Origin of the sequence: Tissierella praeacuta DSM 18095 (genome assembly GCF_900128955.1) — a bacterium.
GTDB classification, from domain to species: Bacteria; Bacillota; Clostridia; order Tissierellales; family Tissierellaceae; genus Tissierella; species Tissierella praeacuta.
Window position 1 is genome coordinate 15637 of sequence record NZ_FQTY01000022.1, and the last position, 16825, is coordinate 32461.

29 protein-coding genes are annotated in these 16825 nt (G+C 30.8%); 2 read left to right on the forward strand and 27 right to left on the reverse strand.

Annotated features, from left to right (window positions below; genetic code table 11):
- Window positions 1-10 precede the first annotated feature (10 nt).
- The 4 genes from BUB33_RS14260 to BUB33_RS14275 all read right to left on the reverse strand — a co-directional run bounded on the left by BUB33_RS14260 (window position 11) and on the right by BUB33_RS14275 (window position 2955).
- The gene (locus tag BUB33_RS14260; RefSeq protein ID WP_072977679.1) at window positions 11-1756 is read right to left on the reverse strand and encodes a terminase large subunit; all 1746 of its coding nucleotides are present in this window, start codon (window positions 1754-1756) and stop codon (window positions 11-13) included.
- Window positions 1749-2141, reverse strand: a complete 393-nt coding sequence (locus tag BUB33_RS14265) for a phage terminase small subunit P27 family (protein ID WP_200778245.1) — start codon at window positions 2139-2141, stop codon at window positions 1749-1751. The genes BUB33_RS14260 and BUB33_RS14265 overlap by 8 nt, the downstream gene beginning before the upstream one ends.
- Window positions 2142-2297: 156 nt before the next feature.
- On the reverse strand, window positions 2298-2756 hold the full coding sequence (locus BUB33_RS14270; RefSeq protein ID WP_072977682.1) for a hypothetical protein: 459 nt from the start codon (window positions 2754-2756) through the stop codon (window positions 2298-2300).
- A complete protein-coding gene (locus BUB33_RS14275; RefSeq protein ID WP_072977684.1) occupies window positions 2749-2955 on the reverse strand; it encodes a hypothetical protein in 207 nt (68 codons plus the stop codon). Before BUB33_RS14275 ends, BUB33_RS14270 begins: the two co-directional genes overlap by 8 nt.
- Before the next feature lie 142 nt (window positions 2956-3097).
- Between BUB33_RS14275 and BUB33_RS16810 the strand changes: the two genes are divergently transcribed.
- Together BUB33_RS16810 and BUB33_RS14280 are read left to right on the forward strand one after the other, a co-directional pair.
- Complete coding sequence (locus BUB33_RS16810; RefSeq protein WP_268807690.1) at window positions 3098-3226, forward strand: hypothetical protein; 129 nt, start codon at window positions 3098-3100, stop codon at window positions 3224-3226.
- Window positions 3227-3452: 226 nt separating this feature from the next.
- A complete protein-coding gene (locus tag BUB33_RS14280) occupies window positions 3453-3644 on the forward strand; it encodes a hypothetical protein (protein WP_072977686.1) in 192 nt (63 codons plus the stop codon).
- Between the two features lie 147 nt (window positions 3645-3791).
- Here the strand turns inward: BUB33_RS14280 and BUB33_RS14285 are convergent, their stop codons facing one another.
- The 23 genes from BUB33_RS14285 to BUB33_RS16170 all read right to left on the reverse strand — a co-directional run.
- On the reverse strand, window positions 3792-4403 hold the full coding sequence (locus BUB33_RS14285; RefSeq protein ID WP_072977688.1) for a hypothetical protein: 612 nt from the start codon (window positions 4401-4403) through the stop codon (window positions 3792-3794).
- Between the two features lie 12 nt (window positions 4404-4415).
- Window positions 4416-5360: a hypothetical protein gene (locus BUB33_RS14290; RefSeq protein WP_072977690.1), complete on the reverse strand. Its 945-nt coding sequence runs from the start codon at window positions 5358-5360 to the stop codon at window positions 4416-4418.
- 649 nt (window positions 5361-6009) lie between these two features.
- Window positions 6010-6447: a hypothetical protein gene (locus BUB33_RS14295; protein ID WP_072977693.1), complete on the reverse strand. Its 438-nt coding sequence runs from the start codon at window positions 6445-6447 to the stop codon at window positions 6010-6012.
- Window positions 6448-6462: 15 nt separating this feature from the next.
- Complete coding sequence (locus BUB33_RS14300) at window positions 6463-6723, reverse strand: hypothetical protein (protein ID WP_072977695.1); 261 nt, start codon at window positions 6721-6723, stop codon at window positions 6463-6465.
- Window position 6724: 1 nt separating this feature from the next.
- Window positions 6725-8098 (reverse strand): sigma-70 family RNA polymerase sigma factor, encoded by a 1374-nt coding sequence (locus tag BUB33_RS14305; RefSeq protein WP_072977697.1) that lies wholly within the window; start codon window positions 8096-8098, stop codon window positions 6725-6727.
- Window positions 8099-8101: 3 nt separating this feature from the next.
- The gene (locus BUB33_RS16140; protein WP_159429209.1) at window positions 8102-8260 is read right to left on the reverse strand and encodes a hypothetical protein; all 159 of its coding nucleotides are present in this window, start codon (window positions 8258-8260) and stop codon (window positions 8102-8104) included.
- 67 nt (window positions 8261-8327) lie between these two features.
- Window positions 8328-8558 carry a hypothetical protein gene (locus BUB33_RS14310; protein ID WP_072977700.1) on the reverse strand — a complete coding sequence of 77 codons (231 nt, stop codon included), beginning with the start codon at window positions 8556-8558 and terminating at the stop codon, window positions 8328-8330.
- Window positions 8521-8835: a VRR-NUC domain-containing protein gene (locus BUB33_RS14315; protein ID WP_072977702.1), complete on the reverse strand. Its 315-nt coding sequence runs from the start codon at window positions 8833-8835 to the stop codon at window positions 8521-8523. Before BUB33_RS14315 ends, BUB33_RS14310 begins: the two co-directional genes overlap by 38 nt.
- Window positions 8832-9188 (reverse strand): YopX family protein, encoded by a 357-nt coding sequence (locus tag BUB33_RS14320; protein ID WP_072977704.1) that lies wholly within the window; start codon window positions 9186-9188, stop codon window positions 8832-8834. Before BUB33_RS14320 ends, BUB33_RS14315 begins: the two co-directional genes overlap by 4 nt.
- Before the next feature lie 11 nt (window positions 9189-9199).
- Complete coding sequence (locus BUB33_RS14325) at window positions 9200-9427, reverse strand: hypothetical protein (protein ID WP_072977706.1); 228 nt, start codon at window positions 9425-9427, stop codon at window positions 9200-9202.
- A gap of 184 nt (window positions 9428-9611) precedes the next feature.
- Window positions 9612-11879 (reverse strand): phage/plasmid primase, P4 family, encoded by a 2268-nt coding sequence (locus tag BUB33_RS14330; RefSeq protein WP_072977708.1) that lies wholly within the window; start codon window positions 11877-11879, stop codon window positions 9612-9614.
- A gap of 47 nt (window positions 11880-11926) precedes the next feature.
- A complete protein-coding gene (locus BUB33_RS14335; protein WP_072977710.1) occupies window positions 11927-12412 on the reverse strand; it encodes a DUF669 domain-containing protein in 486 nt (161 codons plus the stop codon).
- Window positions 12413-12608: 196 nt separating this feature from the next.
- Entirely contained in the window at window positions 12609-13943 is a 1335-nt protein-coding gene (locus BUB33_RS14340) for a DEAD/DEAH box helicase (RefSeq protein ID WP_072977712.1), read from the reverse strand.
- The gene (locus tag BUB33_RS14345) at window positions 13897-14616 is read right to left on the reverse strand and encodes an AAA family ATPase (protein ID WP_072977714.1); all 720 of its coding nucleotides are present in this window, start codon (window positions 14614-14616) and stop codon (window positions 13897-13899) included. Before BUB33_RS14345 ends, BUB33_RS14340 begins: the two co-directional genes overlap by 47 nt.
- Window positions 14617-14627: 11 nt before the next feature.
- Window positions 14628-15029, reverse strand: coding sequence for a hypothetical protein (locus BUB33_RS14350; protein ID WP_072977716.1), 402 nt, complete (start codon window positions 15027-15029; stop codon window positions 14628-14630).
- Window position 15030: 1 nt separating this feature from the next.
- Window positions 15031-15183, reverse strand: coding sequence for a hypothetical protein (locus BUB33_RS16145; RefSeq protein WP_159429210.1), 153 nt, complete (start codon window positions 15181-15183; stop codon window positions 15031-15033).
- On the reverse strand, window positions 15180-15701 hold the full coding sequence (locus BUB33_RS14355; protein WP_072977718.1) for a host-nuclease inhibitor Gam family protein: 522 nt from the start codon (window positions 15699-15701) through the stop codon (window positions 15180-15182). Before BUB33_RS14355 ends, BUB33_RS16145 begins: the two co-directional genes overlap by 4 nt.
- Entirely contained in the window at window positions 15702-15839 is a 138-nt protein-coding gene (locus tag BUB33_RS16150) for a hypothetical protein (RefSeq protein ID WP_159429211.1), read from the reverse strand.
- Entirely contained in the window at window positions 15826-15987 is a 162-nt protein-coding gene (locus BUB33_RS16155; RefSeq protein ID WP_159429212.1) for a hypothetical protein, read from the reverse strand. The genes BUB33_RS16150 and BUB33_RS16155 overlap by 14 nt, the downstream gene beginning before the upstream one ends.
- 47 nt (window positions 15988-16034) lie before the next feature.
- Window positions 16035-16175 (reverse strand): hypothetical protein, encoded by a 141-nt coding sequence (locus BUB33_RS16160; protein WP_159429213.1) that lies wholly within the window; start codon window positions 16173-16175, stop codon window positions 16035-16037.
- Window positions 16176-16187: 12 nt separating this feature from the next.
- Complete coding sequence (locus BUB33_RS16165; protein ID WP_159429214.1) at window positions 16188-16355, reverse strand: hypothetical protein; 168 nt, start codon at window positions 16353-16355, stop codon at window positions 16188-16190.
- A gap of 13 nt (window positions 16356-16368) precedes the next feature.
- Entirely contained in the window at window positions 16369-16617 is a 249-nt protein-coding gene (locus tag BUB33_RS14360; protein ID WP_072975635.1) for a hypothetical protein, read from the reverse strand.
- On the reverse strand, window positions 16607-16825 hold a 219-nt coding region (locus tag BUB33_RS16170; protein WP_159429215.1), incomplete at its 5' end, for a hypothetical protein. The genes BUB33_RS14360 and BUB33_RS16170, both read right to left, overlap by 11 nt.

A 16825-nucleotide genomic window follows, 5' to 3' on the forward strand; every position in this document is an offset into this window, starting at 1 on the left:
TCTCGCCTCCTTATATATCTGGACTATAGAATATATCTTCTTCCACTATTTTAAATTTACTTATCGCTCTCACATGAGCGTTGATTAATGAAGCTATGGGGTCTATTCTTTCACGTGACTTAGACTTGTCTAGCATTATGTTCTCGTTATGATCCTTTCTAGTAACCGCATTACTAATTGCCCAAGTTAATACTGGGTTATTATCATGTATTATATTCTTATTTTCGCTATAGACTTGTGTTCTAAAATCTTTAGTAGGTTCTGACAAGGTAAGCATACCTTGTGGTATATCTACAGGTGTAAATCCTCTATTCTCTAGTTGTGTCATTAACCAAGTAGCCAAGGCCCTGTCAAAACAAACTTCTCCTTTTATCCAGTTGTATTTTTCATAGGTGTTCTCAATATATTTTAGAACAAAGTTATAATCTACTACTGCCCCAGGGGTTACTGTCAACCATTTTTGTTTTTCCCATAAGTCATAATGTCTCTTGTCACTTTTCATCTTTTCATGGAATTTATCAGCGGGCATGAAGGAATGAGACATAACAGCTATTCTGCTGTCAGGCAGTTGTATCTCGAAACTAACACTTGTAAGGTCAATAGTTGATGACAAGTCCACTCCACTTATAACAGGTAATCCTGTAACATCAGGAAATGGATTCTTCTCTGTATTTCCGCATAAAGCCCACTTTGCCATATTCATATATCCCTGTCTTTTTTCATTAACCCAGATATTCATATTTTTAGTCAAAAATGACCTCATTTTTTCAGGAACATCTTGAGCTGCTATCAATAAATCTTTTAGATTTTTTCTCCCTTCGGGATACGAACAAGTTATTGGATTTGCCTTTTCCCATATCCTCTCATCATTGATATCATCTATCAGATTACCTTCCTCATCTTTGTCTAATTCATTTATCATTCCAAAATAGCCATCATTTTCGATAGGGTTGTTCGGGTCTAGTATACTTGACATATACATATATTCTTCTTCGTAACAAGGTACATTTAAGTCAAATCCTGCTGTTGTTATAATCATGAGTAAAGGCTCTGCCCTTGCAACCATAGCACTCTCTATAACGTCGTGTATTTCAGATGTTTCGCTAGCCATATATTCGTCAATTATTCCACATTGAGGGTCAAGCCCATCCCCTGTTTTTTTATCTTCTTTAGACAGAGTTCTCATTACTGAGCCTGTTTTTTTGTGTATTATCCTACTGTACGCAACTTTATATTTTCCCTTTAATTCCTCACAATTGTCAAGCATTGCTTCTGTTTCTTCCCAAACTATTTTAGCTTGGTCTGTCTTTGTAGCAGCACAATAAACTTCGCTTTTCCCTGCTCCCATTGCCATTAATTCATAGCTTGCTACACAAGAAAGACTTTGGGATTTAGCATTTTTTTTAGCAACTTGCCAATATCCTTTTCTAAATCTCCTGTGTCTTGTGTCTTTATGTTCCCACCCATATATATTTCCAAATACAAATTTCTGTATAATATGGGGGTCGATTCTTTGTCCAACCAAAACACCTTTTCTATGCTTGTATAATTTCATCCAATTTAAAAATCTTAAAGCTTTTTCTTCATTAAATAAAAAAGGAAACCCCTCCGTTCCCTCTCTCTCTAAGTCTCTTAGAAATCTCATACAAGCCCATTTATGTTTTTGACAAGCTATTATTTTTCCATCTATAACATCAGTGGAGTATCCAATTAACTCTTTTTTAATAGGATAGTCTAGTGGATATGGATCATACATCTCCAAACATCCTATCGAATTTACTTTCTTTTTTTACCTCCACTTTTTTAGGTGCCATCAATTTTGCTCTACTGGATATAGATAATCCCAAATCACTTGCTGCTTGTCTACACATTTTAAATAGCCTTTCCTGTGTCTTTATAAGTTCTATATAAGTAGGACCTATGGTTTTCATTTTTAGTATCTTTTCTGTAACTTTTTGATACTGGCTTTCAGATACTATAAACCTCCCCAAAGCTTCGCAATCTAAATTTGTCATAATACCTATTGCTATTAATTCATCGGAAACTCTATTAAATTCTTCTTTTAAATCATCTGGTAAGTAAGAAGGAGCTTCAACTTTATCATTATCAACTTTTAATTCTTGAGCCTTTCTTTCTTCTATTTCTTTTTTGGTTAAATTTTTTTTTTCCTTTTGCTACTAAAAGGTCGATTGGTTCACGGGGTCTAGCCACCTTCTCACCTCCTCGAAAATATTCATTTAGGGAATTTTGTTTAAGCTATTGACGCATCTCGGTCTTTTAGGCATCTATAAAAACATTTAAAAGGAGGGGGGTATGTTGTATTCCCTCCTAAATCTTTCTAACAACTCCATCAATAGCCTCTGAGTTCCCTCTTTATCTTTCTTATATAACTGATGTATCTTAGTATGATTTTTTTCTGTTGTAGGAAATAGATTTATTAATTCTAATCTTTTATCCCAATCGTACCTAACCTCTACAATGTGATGAACTGTATTGGCTAATTCTATTTCTTTATTTATATAATAAGCATATATATCTATTCCATGGTAAGTTATTAATATAGTTTCTCTTACTCTTTCCCATTCATCTGAGTTATAAAAATCAGTATACTTCTTTTCCCTTACATATTTATCATAATATTTATTTCTTATTGATTTATGTTCTTCTGCTACTTGTATATGATCTTCACAGTACCCTTCTCTAGTTAGATTAGGACATCCTATTTTCTTGCATGGTCTTAATGGTTTCTTATTCATTTACATCGTTCCTTATTTTCTCTTTTGGTATTGGCGGTAATTTCGGCTTAGCTGGAAAAATCATTTTACTTTCTTTAACCATATTCTCTATATCCAGATAATCTTTTAAAATTATAATTCCTGTTATTATAAGCATTATTGTTATTACTCGGAATAGTGCTGTTAAGCAATAAAGAAAAGCTACATATGCTGTTGACATTTATATTCTCCTTTCTCTAATTTACCACAAGAAAAAGACACCCTACTGGATGTCCGATTTAATAAAAATATTTATGAAAAATTTACCAAAACTATTGACAATAGCGTTACGCTATGCTATAATATAATTAGGAGGTGAGGAAGTGGGTAAGAAGAAAAAGAGGAAAAATAACAAAGAAAAGGAACTTAAAATAAGACTGATAATATCAATCATAAGTCTGATAACCGCCGTAATCGGTTTAATAGATAGATTGATGAGAGCCTTAGAATAAGTCCCAAATAGAGGGGAGAAATCCCCTCGCCTCTTTAAATATATTTTACACTATCTTACCCATATTATCAATGACTATACTAACCATATCTTTAATTTTAAATCTTATATTAAGTGTAATATCTTTGTTTGTAGAAGTAAATATTATATTTAATATCGTTGCCGTAATAATCGCATTAATATCTGTTGTATCTGCCTACAAATTATACAAGAAAGGATAATTATTTATGGAAATAAAACCAATCAAACTATCACCTAAAAAAAATGGTTATGGAAACATATCAAGCTATACAGTAAATATCGGTGCAACTGAAGCTCGTGAATGTGGATTTATTGATTCAGATGGTAATATTCTACCCACTGAGAAAGTAATTGATACTGCCAATAACCAGATTATCATTAAACTAAAAGAGGACTAATTTATGGTCCTCTTTTTTTTAATATCATATCTTAATTTTATATATAAAAAAACACGCCCTATTTGGATGCCTACAAGCAATTATTCTTATCTTTAAAAAATTCATCTCTGTCCAGGTGTAAATTATGATTGATAATTTGCATCTGGACTATGGGTCTTGGCTCAAATCGTCATTTACAATTATAAAAATCCTCTTTAATACTATAAATAAATTAACTATTAATAAAAATAGTAAATAATATATAATGAAACTTGAAATATAACCATATTTTTTAGTAAACATATGAATGAATGATAATATCAAAAGAGTAATTGATATTAAAATTTCAAACATAATAGAATAGTATGTTTCAACTATTAATTTCTTTAAAACTAAAACCTTAATCCCTTGACTTTTATCTCTGATTTCAATTTTACTTTTCATGTCTATTGCTAATACTAGCAAAGTAAAAAACATAGAAGTTAGTATGGATAAAATCACAGTCACATTGTTTATAATTTCAGCATTTATTATGGTGATGTTAACTATTCCCAATGCTACTAAGGCGGGAAGAAAAAAATGTATAAAAAAAGGTACAATTAATATTTTTTTAGTATCTCTATGTCGAAAATTATCAATATGTTTCTCAATTATTTCAAAACAATTAGCATAATCGATTTTAAATACAAATTTAGAGACTAATAGACAAATAACACTTATAATTATCCATATATATGGATTAAAGAAAAAGGAATTCAATACATTAATTAAATTAGACAATTTATCACCTTCTTATATTAGTCCCATATCCTTTAAATAATCAGTACACGTTTCTATTAAAATTGGCTCTATACTTTCTTTAGTAGGATGTCCGTCAATTAGATTTATTAAATCTGTAATGTCTTCATTAATAACCAAATTATCAATATTACTAAGGTTAATTGTTTTACTCTTCTTACCTAATTTGAAATCTAATTTTATATTGTCATAATCAAAATTTTGAATTTCTATCACATGATTTACTGCTCTTTGCCCTCTTATACATTGCTGAATTTCCTGACCTCTTCGCTTTAAAAAGCCAACTGGCTTATGTAGTATATATTCATCATATTCAGCATTAACCCCATTATTCATAGCTATCTGGTTGGCTGGATCATGGGGTATGTTATATCTAATAAATCTAATCTTTTGCAATTCTGCTTCTTTTAAATATCTGTTTATATAAGCTATTGGCGCCACATTGCCTGTAATAAGATTATAGTCGCTTTGAATTCCCTTTAAAAACTCGCTTAAGAATTCAGTAAAAATTGTTTTTATTCCGTAAATTCCATGTGTTTGCAATATCAATAACCCTACATCAGCTTTACCTCTTGGTATACAAAGGGTAAAGAAGAATGGCATGACTTCTGCATCATCAGTTTCCTTATTGTATTTAATTATGCCTGTATTTGTATTTACTATTTCTGCAGAATACCCATATGCTCCAGTCTTTACTTGACCTATTATGTAATCATACAATTCTGTATGGTTCTCATTATAAACTCCTGAATTATATTTTTCAATTTTGAAAATTTTTTCTAACTTTCCATTATTAGAATACTCATTACTATATTCTTTCATAAACTTAATAAATATATTAAAAAAACTTTCTCCCTCTAAATTATTTAATAAATAGTTTTGGTTAGTTTGACTTTCCTGTATTCTCACTCCATATACTGTTATTCCAATTGAGCTCATCTGTTTCCTCCCCTTTCCATAAATAATACTTCGACAGAAAAGGAGAAAATCCTTCAATAATCGTTCGACAAATTATGACAATTAGTTTTGGTAATAAATACAGGTTTCTTTTCTAACTGTTTGCCATATAATATAATTAATACAATTTAAAATTTAATAGGAGTGATTTATATGTTCGTATTTAGCTGGAACATAGGATCAGGACGTAAGCTATGGCTGGTATTTTTTATAGTATCCATATCTTCTGTTTCAATTCCATGTTGTCTAGTTTATATTACTAGACACTAAGGCTGCTTTCCAAGGCCTTAGTCCAGCTAATAAGTAAAATATAAAAATAAGTAAAATATAAAAGGAATTTTAAAACACTCTAAATTTTCCATTTTTATACAATTTTATAATTTGCAATAGGCTCAAACACTACTTTCTAAAGTATAAAGTAAAATATAAAAGGTTTTTACAATTAGTATCTGTTATGTACAACAAAGGATCTACCATAACAGTAAGCCCTTTGCTAATTCAATAATATAAAGGAGGCATCACTTCCAAATATTTACATCTTCACTTACTACCATATTAACATATCTAATTCGCCCAAACCGCCCAAACTTAAATTTATTTTATTAATCTTGATATTTAATAAATAATTCGCTCATTTTCCTAAGCTCTCCAAATATCTATCATGTATTTTCCTCGGATAACTCTCGTGTACTTTACCCATTCTTATAGCTATAGGTAACCATTCCAATCCATCAATATATCTATAATGAAAAACTCTCCTTGTCCTACTATCTGGAATATTAAATATAAATTCCTCTATCTGCAGCTTTAAATCCTCACACTTAGATTTTCTCATACACAATAGATCATTTAATTTAATCAGTCTTTCTTCCTTTCTATCAGCTTCAGGATAATTATATCCTTCTATGGTAAAACTTCTTTCGATATAAGGAAATGCATCACTGGATCCTTTAACCCTATCATGTTCTATTTTGATTTTTTTATTTCGTAATTTAGTAATTCGTTGTTCTAATTCTTTTATTTCTATTTGCAAGTCATTATACTGTTTAAATAAATCTTTAATGTCCATGGAGTTATACCTCCTCTACTCATAAGCTTTTAATTTTCTTCTTAACTTTATATTATCTTTTAAAGTATCATCCAAAGCTTTCTTATAGCTTTCAATATATTCACCTTCTAAGAGTTCAACATATTCATCATATAATTTAATATTCTTGTCATGCTCTAATATTAATTCCTCACAGGTTTTAATTAAATCTTCTTTTACTCTATTTGATTTTTTATTTAATACAGTTTCTATACTAATTCCTATTGAAATCCCAATTAATAAAAATAATATCACCATTTTAACTAACCTCTCTTACTTTAATATCTAATACTGCTGATTTCCCAAGGGTAGTAAGCATTGATAAAGATTTTTGTAATGCCTTTGCAAATTCTAAGTTATAATCTTTAAGTGGCATATCCTCAATATCAAATAATATATTATCTGATGGTTTTTCAGTTTCCTCTGCAGCTATTACAGATTCTTCTTTTATCTCTACAGATTGTTTGCTTGGATATAATACTAATCTTGTTCCTTTTCCAAAAGGAATTTCTCTAATGTCTAATCCCTGTTCTTTTAATCTTTCAACTATCTTATCTCTAATAGTTCCTCTGTAGTAACTAATACTACTTTTTGACATTCCAAGTTCTTTTAACTCTTCAGCCATATTAAGTTGCTCTCCTGGATTATCTATTAACCATTCGCACAATTCATTTATTTCTTTTTCAAATTTTCTCACATTCAAAACCTCCAATTCATTTAATAGCTTATCTATTTGATTTTCAGTTAAAGAATTTTCATTAATTCCTAGTTCCCTCAGCTTCTCAATTATTGTTGTTTTTGTAATCTCAGTATCCACACTCTTGAATTTATTTTTTAATGCAATACATATTGAATCGAAAAACACATCGCTAGGCATTTGAGTTTCCCTCTTTTCTTTGATATTCAATTTTTTACAAAGTTCATTCCACGATATTTTTCCTGAATGGTATTCTTCAACAGCTGGTCCAACCATTTCAGTTAATCTCTTAAGAATTCTACTAATATAGGATTGACTTAAATTCGTTTCCTTAGCTAAATCCTTATGTCTATATATTCCCAACTCAACTAATTTTACAATTTTAAGTTCTTTATCACTAAGGATTTTTTCTAAGATTTCCATCTTTTCTTTATATTTCATATTTTCTATTATAGTTTCTTCTATATTGCACTCATCTGCTAACATATCTAATCTGGTAAAACTACAACCTTCCGAATCCTCTATAGGGGTATCCAAATTAACTATGTCTTTAGTTGCTAAGTATTCCTCAATATCTTTTCTGGAGATTCCCGTCTCTTCACAAACTGTATCAATATCCTTATTTTCATTAATTCCTCTAAAATATTCCGTTCCTGCCTTATGAAGTCTACGTGGAAGTCTTATAACTTTTCTTTTGTCTCTTCTGAATTTCTGTATAGCTCCCCAAATTACAGAAGTTGCATAAGTGGCAAATTGAAAGCCTTTACTTTCATCAAAGTTTTTACATGCATCTATAAGTGCTAAATTACCAACACTTATATATTCATCTAATAAACTAGAATCTATTGCAATATCGGTTTTAAAACTTTTATGAACTATATAAGGTACTAATCTTATATTATCTTCAATCATCTTATTGATTCTTTCATCTAACAATAATTACACCACCTTACTATTCTCCTCCCATTTCTCCGCTGAATAAATAAACTTGTCCCAAACTTCAATATATCTATCTTTAGCTAATTCTTCTTTCACTATATTTATCATTTCTTTAAAACTTTTATAAGGTATTGCCTCTGCTACGTTATAACTAAACAACTACATCAGCTCCTTTAACTTGCTGGCAACTTTCATTGATTCTCTAATATCTGTAAAATACTCATATTTAACTTGACAGTAATTTAAATCCGTTCAATATTTCATTATCAGTTACAAACTCATCATATTTCTTAATTTCATTCAGTAATCTATTGCAGGTATTAATAACATCAACAATGTGTTTATAATTTTTCTCCTGGTCTTCAATAGTTGCAGTATCACACCATTTTTCCATTTTATGAAATCTAGCAATTGCAATATTATATTCCTTCTTTAATGATTCTAACTGCTTCCTCACCTGATCTTGCCACCCCCACGATAGCATTATTCTTTCTCATCTGCTCTAAGAAATTATCTTGATACTTAGAAGTCCTTCCCTTTTCATTCTTAACCTCTATAAAAAAAGCTTTACCATCTGATTTTCTTACTCCAAATAAATCTGAAAAACCTCTTGGTACACCTGTTGATACAAATTGTCCCGTTTCACTCATAAAGGTGCCGACATTAATCCTAAAAACTACTGCATATGGATTTAAAGCAAGTCTAATTTCATTTTGAATATCTTTTTCTCTCATATCTGCACCAACTCTGGATTGTCATGAATATTTCCGATAATTTTTAAGTTTTCACTCTCAGATAAATGCATCAAAACTCTTGGGTTTAATATCGAATCTATTTCTATTACAACGTTAAACTCCCAAGTGCCTTGCCAGTATTCCCCTCCATAGCACCTTGCAATATCACCTTCGTATATCTCCATTTCTCTTAATCCTATATATTCTCCCACTGTATCTGTATATACTTCATACACTTCATTTTCAATTAAATCTACTGTTATATAACTCATTTCTCTTGAGTATCTTGTTAGGCAACCATAAACCCATTCACCATTATCAATTCTTTTTCCTCTAAACTTAATCTCTCTCATATTTATCCCCCTTAATCCAACTTATTTTTAAGTTCAATTTCTAAACACTCCCATTCTTCATAAGCGGTAATATCGTTTTCTTTTAATATATTTGCTAATGTAGTTTTACCAGTTGATCCTTGATTGCCACTTATAATAATGGGAGTTCCTTTTTTTATTGCTAATATAATATCTTTTCTTTGTTTTTCTGATAAATAATTAGGTAGTTTAAAATTTTGGGATAATCTTCTATGTTTCATTAAAATTCACTCCTTTAGTTTACATAATATAGTTTACATAATATTTTATATTTATATATAATATAGTATTTTACTTACTTAGGGATACATAGGGATAGTTGGAAGGTTTATATATAAAGTCCCATAGGAGAAAATTATATATAAAAGTTTATGGAATTCGAGGTAAACTCTCCCTAACCCTCCCCTAATTATTGAATAATCTTCCTCTTAATTGGTATTCTTCATGTTCAGCTGATAACCTAATTCCTTCATAGACATTGACTCCTCTGGCTTTTCTCTTCTCAAATCTCAACCCTACTTCTTTACCAAACATAGTATTTGACATCTTATATTCTCCATTCTGCTCTGCCCATTCTGAATAAGCTTTATACAATTCACTGGCTTTTACTTCTCCTGGTCCTTGAACGGTACAATCCTCTAAGAAGGCTGAAATAACATCCATCTCAGATTTATATTCCTTAACTGCTTCCTCCACTGCCTTAGGAATTTCTAATCCCTCTCTCTGCCATTTGATACAGCCTTCAACTACCCAATTTAGAATTCCAGTAAGTTCTTTCTTTAATTTATATTTAAGATTCTTATCTACCTTGTCATCTGGAATTTCTACAGTGAAAGGGATTAAGTGCATCCTTCTCCAAATACCTAAATCCCTGCCCCTGATAATAGGTTTATGATTAGTTGCCATCCAGAGCTTAAATTCTGCTTCAAATTCAAATTCTCGGCCATATAAATGTCTAGCTGTAACTGTATCTCCACCAGTTAATTGCTTTAATAGTCCTTCGTTGATTCTTGCTCCCTGGTTCGGTTCTACTGTAGTTACAAATCTGGCTCCTTTTAGTCTTGCTATATCTGAATTTGCTCCTCCAGTTTGTCTATTGACCATAATAGTCTCTGGCTGTATATTAGTAGCATAGTCCCCCATAATTTCTGATATAATATCTAAGAATGTAGACTTTCCATTTCTACCATTTCCATAGCAGAAAAATACACATTGTTCCTTTGTAGATCCTGACATGGAATACCCTACTGCCTTTTGGATATAGCCTATAAGTTCTTGGTCATTTCCAAATATCTGATTTAAAAACTCTATCCACATTGGAGTATCAATTTTATCTGTATATTCTACATAGCTCATTTTACTTAGATATCTCTCATAGTCATGGTTATATAATTTTCCGTCTCTTAAACTAATTACTCCGTTCATAACATTAAAAACATCTTTATCTTTATCAAACTCACTAGGTAAAATTGATAATCTATGCTCTGATTCCTTCATCATATTGGTTTTTCCTCTATTGTTTCTGGTATATTTAAGATGCTTAAAGAAAGCTTTTTCCTCTTCTTCATCTTTACAATATGCGAGTTCTAACTTCATATCATTAATGACATCTTCAGTAAGACCTTTAACATGTCCCAAATTATCAAATTCCCATTTTCGACCATTATAGAAATACCATCCTCTATCTATATAGCTATATCTTGCTCTATTCCTAAACTTATCAACGAATCTATCAGCATTACCGGTATCATCAAAAGCATATTTTTTAATTTCTTTATCTAAAATAACAACTCCATAATCTTCTACGCCATGTCCTGGTGTAAAAACTTCTCTGCAATCTCTAATAGCTGCATCCAATACATAATCTCCATAAGTCCGTTCTCCTCGTCTAGAATCCCACTTAGGTCTAAATAGTCCTGATTTTCTAAATATAGAATCCATCTTAAATTTATCTCTGCCAGTCCAGAAAGCGAGCATATTTGCAAAGGCTAAATCCGCTTCTGATTGGCTAGGATATAATCCTTCCCAAAACCCTTGATATAAAGTATTAAACGCCTGTCCTTGCTTAGATTTTAAAGCTATATCTATTATCTGTTGCTCATCTAGATTTAAATCTCCGATATTATTGGTTTCTCTATTTTGAGTAACCATTGGAGTACCTATATATTTACCATGTAGATATTTAACAGTCTCAGTACAATCTATGACTTCTATATATTCACTTGCTATATCTCCTGTAACTGTAAAGAATCTACCGTTTTCATAAAATTCAAAGTTTCCTTTTCTCCTTCCTCCTGGAGGGAGCTTTCCTTTACATATGATATGGATTCCTTTTCCACTTGGAGAGTACTCTGCATAACTACCTAATCCATGTATAAATTCAGATATAATATTATCTTCATCACTATTTTTATACTTTTCTATTTCATCATCCATATTGTCTAGGTCTATTCCAAATATCCCATTTCCTAGCATAAATCCAATACCTGAAAAATTCTTAGATACTTTAACTGCTGTATCAAAATCAACCCATGTAGCTTGATTATTAGATTGTGCATATCCGCCTGTTTTAGCATTTATAGGAGTCTTTGTTTTTCTTCCGTTTCTCTCTTCAAATTTCCAACAAACCCACTGTTTCAATTTTTTTAATTCTTGAGGTATATTCTCATACAATAGTCATCACTTCCTTTATGCAAAAGGGGAGAAAAATCTCCCCTATATTAAAATGGTATATCATCATTATCCACTGGATAGAATCCACTGATTCCTGTACCTGTATTTTGACTTTCTTTGAACACATGATTACATGTATTAAATCTACTCGGTTCCCATGACTGTACTCTTTCATAAGTTTTTCCATTATATTCCTCATGTTTAACCGTAACCCTAGCAGTTTTATTAAGAAAATCATCTAATAGCTCCTGTAAACTATTAAATCTCTTTCCATTTTCTATTTTTAAGGACTTTGCAACTGTATTTATCATTCCTGAATGATACTGTCCTGTCTCTTTGTTCTGCCAAATACTAGCGAATATATATTTATTTTTGTATTTCTGGTCTACATCATTTCTAACTACTAAGTGTAAATTTATAAATATAGATCCATTTTTTGATACATCTTCAAAAGCCTTTACCACCAATACCTCATAAATTCCTTCTTCTATTACACTCGTATCCATTGCTTCATCATGATTTATTGTAAACATTTATTATTCCTCCTCATTTATAAAATCTTTATAACTACCGTAAGTAACCATTCGTAACACATGTTTATATGTTTTTTTCATCTAAACTATCAATATAGTCATCAACATTAATGATATTGCCAGTGTTTTTTAATTTTATTAATTCATCTAATGCTTCTCTTGCTTTTACAATATCTTCATACACTACTTAAACCTCCTATTTAATAAATCCCATTAATTTTCCTTGATAGTAGGCCCATCCTGGTTTGTATCCTTTGTTTTTGGCTAACTGATATAACTCCCCCATATTCTTACAGTCCTTAGGTTCCCTATAATCAGTAGTAAATCCTTGAAATAAGCCTACCTCTACTAACTCACTTTCTACTTGCTCAACTTCTTTTTCCTCTGCTTTAAATTCATATCCGCATTCAGGACATACTGTTGTATTTCTCTTTACGGTATAAAAACATTCCATACATTGCTTTACTGGATTTTCTTCCTTAACTGTAGTATTAGATCCTTTCTTTGGCTCTAAGGTCCAATCTCTTTTCATATCAGGTGTACCAAATCTACCTACATTCCCTACATGGTCGATTATTATGGCTGTCTTGCCTTCCTTATATCTCATAGGTCGCATTGCCTGTTGAATGTATAAGGAGAGGGATTGTGTAGGCCTAAGTAGTATTGCAGTATTACAATCTGGAACGTCAAATCCTTCTGAAATTAAATCTACATTACATAGGATCATAATATTACCTTGTCTAAAATATTCTATTGCAGCCTCTCTTTCAGCCTTTGGAGTTTCGCCATCAATATGCTTGGCCACTATTCCATTATCATTAAATTCCTTTGCCATTCTCTTTGATTGTTTAATGCTAGAACAATAGCATATAGCCTGTTTACCATCTGATAATTTTTTATAGTGTTTTACTACATCACCCCAAATAGCCTTACTTTGAAATAAATCTTCTATATCACTGGCTACATATTCCCCTCTTCTAATTTTCAATTTAGAAGTATCAATTATTTCAGGAGCATAATATTTAAATGGTGCTAAGTTCCCCCATTCAATTAACTCTGTAACCGTAGGGCCTTCAATCAACACATCATTTACATCTCCCAATCCTCCACCATTTAACCTTACAGGAGTAGCTGTAAAACCTACTCGTCTAGCACTAGGAAAGTAATTATAAATTTTCCTATAGCTACTTGCCAATGAGTGGTGATTTTCATCAGTTATGATAAGATTTGGTATGATAGTCTTTTCTAGTCTTCTAACTATTGTTTGGACCATACCTATTTCTACATAATCTGTATTTACTCCCCACCAATTGAATGTATCTGCTATCTGTTCTTTAAGTTCCTTCCTATGAACTAAGAATAAAACTCTATTTTTCTTTAAGATGGTTTTCTTGGCAATTTCAGCTATCATTACAGATTTTCCACTCCCACAAGGGGAAACTATGCAGGGACTTTTATATCCCTGCAAATAAGCTTGTCTAGTTTCATTTATCAGTTGTATTTGATACGGCCTTAGTTGTCGCAACTGCATCACCTACCAAAATTAACTCTGACTGTAGACAACCTTTTCTATCATCTAACTGATTTTTAGCATATGTGGAATTGGTAGCTGATAACATAAATCCTCTTTCACCTTCTGAATTAATGAGAAGCCTTCCAACCACATCACATAGTCCAAGTACATTATTTAAAATTTTTCCGTTAATCTGAGGGAAGGCTCTATTAAATTGTTGTCCATTTGCATCCTGATATAAATCCGTAGTTTCCCAGGCTGTCCAAATAATATTGCAATCAAGATTCTTCATATATCTAAGTGAATTTACCAATTTAAACTGCATATATTGGTAGTCTCCTTGAGCTGGAACACCTTTATTTTTTCCTTGTCTACCTAAATCAGATAATATACATCTTTCTAATTCTGAAACATTATCAACTGCAATATTGTCATATTTTCCTCTGTAGTTTTCGTACAGATCCACAACAAGTTTTTCCCAATGTCCCCAGGTATTAATATTATCTACTTCTGCTATATCTATATTTTTACAACCTTTAAGAACCTTGGTTGTCCTATCTATATCTAAAACAAGAGTCTTACCTGGAAGATATTTTAAACTTGATGTCTTTCCCATTCCTGGTGGTGCATAAATTAAGTAAGTACCTTTAGATGTCTTTATGTCAGTTGCTTTTGTAATTTGTAAAACCATACTTATACCTCCTAATCAAATAAACTAGTCTGTGGTTCTATTATTGGAACTACATAGTATTGGCCGTCTTTAAATTTAACTTCTTTTTCTTCGGTATATACTCCCTCTTGTTTATATTGTTTCTTTAGAGTTGTTGATACTTGGTGTTCAAAATAAGGTTTTCTATATCTGTATGATTCTTCTGTAAATCCTCCATATCCATCATCTTTAGGGTAAGTCTTATAATCCTCATTAATAGATAACTTGAGTTTCAAGGATATTTCTCCAACTTCAAATTCCTCATCATAAACTTTTTCTATAACTCTTTTGATTTGTAAATTTAGATCATGAAGCATGGTATTAAATATTGGACTTTCAATATCTATTTCTAATACCTTTTTCGATAAATCAACTTTTTCATCTATTTTAATCATCTTATACCTCCCAATTGAGCTCCTTACCTTTTGCTAATATAACTTTACATTCAGAATACTTATATCTTTCATAATCCTTAATTGCATTTTCTTTAGTATCATGTTCATGCACATATACATCATAATCCCATATAAATATTAGATAGTATTTCATACCTCCTTAAACTCCATTACCGGTGGTTTTTCTATTACTTCAACCCCTTCAACTATTTCTCCATCCTCAGTAACTACTTGTCCATTTACAATTTTAGTTACTTTTTTAAGTTCTCCCCACTTAGGAGATTGTTTTATCTCTACATAATCATCTAGTTTGTTTTTTTGTATCCAGGATAACAATCTATCATTATCTCTCTTATATTCAGGATTAGGATATTTCTTTATAATCTCACCTGAAGGAAGTCTATACTTTTCTTGAGTCTTAGTTTTTTTCTTGAACTTATCGTCAATGGATTCAAAGTATTCTATTAAATATGAATTTCTTTTTTCTATAGCATATTTTTCTTCCTCATCTAATTTATTTAGTTTGTCCATCAGATCCTTAACTTTATTCTCTAATGACATCCTATATCTAGCTTTTTCTATCAAATCTTCATTGTATTTTTCAATTAACCACTCTGCATCATTATCATTTTCTATTTTCCAGGTTTCTTTTACTAATAAATTATCTTCCATCTACTTACTATCCTTTCTTAAATCAAATATTTCTAATTTCCCTTTAACTAATGTGGCCAATAGTTTAGCTCCACACCTACAATCCACAATTTGATTTTTCTTTATATCTATTTTTCTATTACATTTAGGACAATTCATTTACTACCTCCATATAATTTCCCATAAGATTCGACACTTCTTTTCTCAATCTATTCCTTTTTTCCATAGCTTCTTTGCCTTTCTTAATAATGTCATTTAATTCTACAATTTCATCTAGCATGTATTTTAATTTCTTTTCAGTTTCCATGTATATTTTTCCTCCAATCTGATATAATGATATAAATAAATGTTTTTCTAATTGCTCTTTTGGGATGGCAGTCCCTGAGAGCTTTTTTCTTTCAAAAGCTTCTTTGCTTCAACTAATGCTTCATAAAATTTCATTGATGGATTTTCCCTCATAATCTTAGCTGCTTCTTTAATGACTTCATCTATCACATAATCACCTCTTTAAAAATAGATATTTACAGTCTTATCTTTTAAAGAATCTAATCTTTTCTTAGTTCTTTCATCATCTTTACGTTTCTGTTCAGTTGTTTTAAAGAAAGCACAACCTCTACATTCTTTTACTTTCAAAGCTGTACATATAGTTCCATCATCTGCAAAACATTTAGACATTTATTTGACCTCCTTATTTTTCTGGCATTTGAAACACAGAATAGCTTTGAAAGCTTTCCATCTCATAATTTGCTATCTCCCTCATATTTGATACTCCTACACATTGAGTCAGCTGTTCTTGTATTTCATCTAAAACTTCCATAGCTCTTTCTTCTGTTTCATATTTTCCTAAGGTCCAATTTCTGCACATAATTGTATTACCTACTACCTCAAGTGAAGTTACATCTATTAGTTCTTTTCTACTTTGGCTTCTAATCCACATTGTTTACTCCCCTTTCAACTATTTCATTAATTTTATTGATTATTGTTCTACATAAGTATCTTGATTGCTTGTATTTTAAAATTTCATCTTCAGTTATCTGTGATGATTCAGTTAAATCGTGTTGTCTTATAATAATGTCTCTATCTTTTATCCTTTCTTTAAGTGCTGCTATAATTTCCTCTAATTCTTCATCCTCAAAATCAAATAC

Coding starts and splice junctions, on each gene's coding strand:
- BUB33_RS14300 (WP_072977695.1), bottom strand. CDS start 6,723: ATGGTGATATTATTTTTATTAATTGGGATTTCAATAGGAATTAGTATA.
- BUB33_RS16145 (WP_159429210.1), bottom strand. CDS start 15,183: ATGAAATACTATCTAATATTTATATGGGATTATGATGTATATGTGCAT.
- BUB33_RS16165 (WP_159429214.1), bottom strand. CDS start 16,355: ATGTCTAAATGTTTTGCAGATGATGGAACTATATGTACAGCTTTGAAA.
- BUB33_RS14290 (WP_072977690.1), bottom strand. CDS start 5,360: ATGAGCTCAATTGGAATAACAGTATATGGAGTGAGAATACAGGAAAGT.
- BUB33_RS14325 (WP_072977706.1), bottom strand. CDS start 9,427: ATGAAACATAGAAGATTATCCCAAAATTTTAAACTACCTAATTATTTA.
- BUB33_RS16155 (WP_159429212.1), bottom strand. CDS start 15,987: ATGGAAACTGAAAAGAAATTAAAATACATGCTAGATGAAATTGTAGAA.
- BUB33_RS14275 (WP_072977684.1), bottom strand. CDS start 2,955: ATGTCAACAGCATATGTAGCTTTTCTTTATTGCTTAACAGCACTATTC.
- BUB33_RS14350 (WP_072977716.1), bottom strand. CDS start 15,029: ATGATTAAAATAGATGAAAAAGTTGATTTATCGAAAAAGGTATTAGAA.
- BUB33_RS14280 (WP_072977686.1), top strand. CDS start 3,453: ATGGAAATAAAACCAATCAAACTATCACCTAAAAAAAATGGTTATGGA.
- BUB33_RS14360 (WP_072975635.1), bottom strand. CDS start 16,617: ATGTGGATTAGAAGCCAAAGTAGAAAAGAACTAATAGATGTAACTTCA.
- BUB33_RS14335 (WP_072977710.1), bottom strand. CDS start 12,412: ATGTTTACAATAAATCATGATGAAGCAATGGATACGAGTGTAATAGAA.
- BUB33_RS14340 (WP_072977712.1), bottom strand. CDS start 13,943: ATGCAGTTGCGACAACTAAGGCCGTATCAAATACAACTGATAAATGAA.
- BUB33_RS14260 (WP_072977679.1), bottom strand. CDS start 1,756: ATGTATGATCCATATCCACTAGACTATCCTATTAAAAAAGAGTTAATT.
- BUB33_RS14345 (WP_072977714.1), bottom strand. CDS start 14,616: ATGGTTTTACAAATTACAAAAGCAACTGACATAAAGACATCTAAAGGT.
- BUB33_RS14270 (WP_072977682.1), bottom strand. CDS start 2,756: ATGAATAAGAAACCATTAAGACCATGCAAGAAAATAGGATGTCCTAAT.
- BUB33_RS14315 (WP_072977702.1), bottom strand. CDS start 8,835: ATGAGAGAAAAAGATATTCAAAATGAAATTAGACTTGCTTTAAATCCA.
- BUB33_RS14295 (WP_072977693.1), bottom strand. CDS start 6,447: ATGGACATTAAAGATTTATTTAAACAGTATAATGACTTGCAAATAGAA.
- BUB33_RS14320 (WP_072977704.1), bottom strand. CDS start 9,188: ATGAGAGAGATTAAGTTTAGAGGAAAAAGAATTGATAATGGTGAATGG.
- BUB33_RS14355 (WP_072977718.1), bottom strand. CDS start 15,701: ATGGAAGATAATTTATTAGTAAAAGAAACCTGGAAAATAGAAAATGAT.
- BUB33_RS16150 (WP_159429211.1), bottom strand. CDS start 15,839: ATGAATTGTCCTAAATGTAATAGAAAAATAGATATAAAGAAAAATCAA.